We start from the raw sequence: 2,279 nt of genomic DNA, 5'->3' as shown, positions 1-2,279 counted from the left end.
TCGTCGGACAGCCCGGCCGTCGACCCCAGCGCCCAGCTCAGGTGCACAGCCGCGAGCGCCAGGGCGACGGCCGCGGCCAGCACGGCGAGCACGCGCTGCGCCGGTGCGGTGGGGGACGGCGGCAGGTCGCCGAGCCGGCCGCGCAGCAGGTGGCCCCAGCGGTCGCGTACGTACAGCACGAACAGCCCGCCGAGCGCCAGCGCCTGGATGCCGAAGCCGACGTACACGACGGTGAACACCCACTCGTCGAGGAACGGCGCGTCGTCGTCCGCGGCGCCGCCGCCCCCGCCGAACACGCTGATCACCGCCTGGAGCGGGAAGCCCACCACGATCGGTGCGAGCAGCCCGGTCGCGGCCCACAGCGGCAGTGCGACGAGCCACGCCGGCATCCGGCGGCCCCAGGGCCGGGTCAGCGCGAACGCCAGGACGATGACGGCCGCGTCCATGAGGACCGTGAGGGAGTTGGCGGCGGCCATGGTGCCGCGCTTGTCGAGCAGTTCGCTGCCGGCCGGGATGCCGACGGTGCCGCCGGCGATCCAGGCGATCTTCAGCGTCAGGTACGGCAGGCAGGCCGCGGCGGCGACGAGGCGGAGCACGCGGGCCGGGCGCGTAGTGGTGAGGTCCATGCCTTCACGGTCCCGTCCGCGCCCGTTGCGTACGTCGCCCCAGCCGGCGATCCGCCTCCGCCGCGTGGCGGAGACGCGCCCGCCGCGGGGTCGTACGCGCCGGGCGCGGAAGCGGCGCGCACGGCCGCCGGCACCGTCCCGCTCAGAGGTGCCGCGTCGCCAGCGTCAGGCGGTCCCGCGCGTCGAGCAGCGCGTCCCGGATGCCCTGCTCGTGCGCCGGCGTCAGCCGCGCCACCGGCACCGAGCAGCTGATGGCGTCCCGCGCCGGCGTCCGGTACGGGACCGCGACCCCCAGGCAGCGCAGCCCGAGCGTCGACTCCTCCCGGTCCAGGGCGTATCCGCGCTCGCGCACCCCGTGCAGCTCCCCGATCAGCTGCTCCCGGTCCGTGACCGTGTGCTCGGTCAGCGGCGCCAGCGACTCCGGCAGCAGCTTGCGGATCTCCTCGTCGGGGTACGTGGCGAGCAGCGCCTTGCCCAGCGCGGTCGCGTGCGCCGGGAGCCGGCGGCCGACGCGGGTGAACGGCCGCAGGTAGTGCTGCGACTGGCGGGTGGCGAGATAGACGATGTTCACGCCGTCGAGCCGCGCCAGGTGGATGGTCTCCGTGGTGTCGTCCGCGAGCCGGTCGAGGGTGGGCCGGGCGGCGGCGACGACCTCGTCGCCGTCGATGTACGACGTGCCGACGAGCAGCGCCCGCACCCCGATCCCGTACCGCGTGCCGGTCGCGTCGGTCTCGACCCAGCCCAGCTCCGTCAGCGTGCGAAGGAGCATATAGAGGCTGGACTTGGGGTAGCCGACGGCGTGCTGGACGTCACCGAGGCTGTGCATTCCGGGCCTGGCCGCGAAATACTCAAGAAGTTCCACGGTGCGGACGGCAGACTTGACCTGTCCACCCCCACCGGCGTCGGCGACCCCCATGGCGCTTGACCCCTCTGCTTCCGCAGCGATAAAAGTGCAAGAAATTCATGTATAGGGACGGCGTTCAGAATACCGAACCAACGGTATCGTCGGTCACCGTCTGCCCTGTGTGCAAGAGGAACGGAGACATCTCAGTTGTCCGCACCAGTCTGGAGCGTCGATCCCCGCACCGGTAACCGCCGGGAGCAGGTCGCCACCGAGGCGACCGCCGAGGAGGTCGACACGACCGTACGCGCCGCGCACGCCGCCGCCCCGGCGCTCGCCGAACGCGCGCAGCGCGCCCGGTTCCTGCGGGCCGCTGCCGACCTCTTCGACCAGCACGTCGACAAGGTCGTCGAGTGCGCCGACGCCGAGACCGCCCTCGGCCCCGGCCGGCTCAGCGGCGAACTGGTCCGCACCACCTACCAGTTGCGCGCCTTCGCCGACATCGCCGAGGCCGGCGGGTTCCTCGACGCGCGCATCGACCACGCCGACGCCGCCCTCACGCCGCCACGGCCCGACCTGCGCCGCTGGAAGGTGCCGCTCGGCGTCGTCGCCGTCTACGCGGCCTCGAACTTCCCGCTCGCCTTCTCCGTCCCCGGCGGCGACACCGCCAGCGCGCTCGCCGCCGGCTGCCCCGTCGTGGTCAAGGCCCACCCGGACCACCCCGGCACCTCCGAGCTGTCCGCGGCGCTGCTGCACCGCGCGGCGGAGGAGGCGGGGCTGCCGCCGGAGGTGGTCTCCGTCGTGCACGGCTT

General features: G+C 73.8%; 2 protein-coding genes and 1 pseudogene. 1 reads left to right on the top strand and 2 read right to left on the bottom strand.

Annotation, left to right across the window (positions count from 1 at the left end; translation table 11 throughout):
- Positions 1–626, bottom strand: a pseudogene (locus H5J30_RS28115) (hypothetical protein); the annotation flags it as partial.
- Positions 627–768: 142 nt separating this feature from the next.
- Positions 769–1,542, bottom strand: a complete 774-nt coding sequence (locus tag H5J30_RS28110) for an IclR family transcriptional regulator (protein ID WP_181790102.1) — start codon at positions 1,540–1,542, stop codon at positions 769–771.
- 135 nt (positions 1,543–1,677) lie between these two features.
- Here H5J30_RS28110 and H5J30_RS28105 point away from each other — a divergent pair.
- The coding region (locus H5J30_RS28105) for an aldehyde dehydrogenase family protein (RefSeq protein WP_181790101.1) at positions 1,678–2,279 on the top strand (602 nt) is incomplete at its 3' end.

The organism is Streptomyces phytophilus (genome assembly GCF_013870535.1).
GTDB classification, from domain to species: Bacteria; Actinomycetota; Actinomycetes; order Streptomycetales; family Streptomycetaceae; genus Streptomyces; species Streptomyces phytophilus.
The sequence above is the reverse complement of the archived record's forward strand: the minus strand, read 5'-3'. Positions and strand labels throughout refer to the sequence as shown.

Excerpts from the sequence above, each read along its gene's own strand:
- H5J30_RS28110 (WP_181790102.1), bottom strand. The coding sequence starts at position 1,542 with ATGGGGGTCGCCGACGCCGGTGGGGGTGGACAGGTCAAGTCTGCCGTC.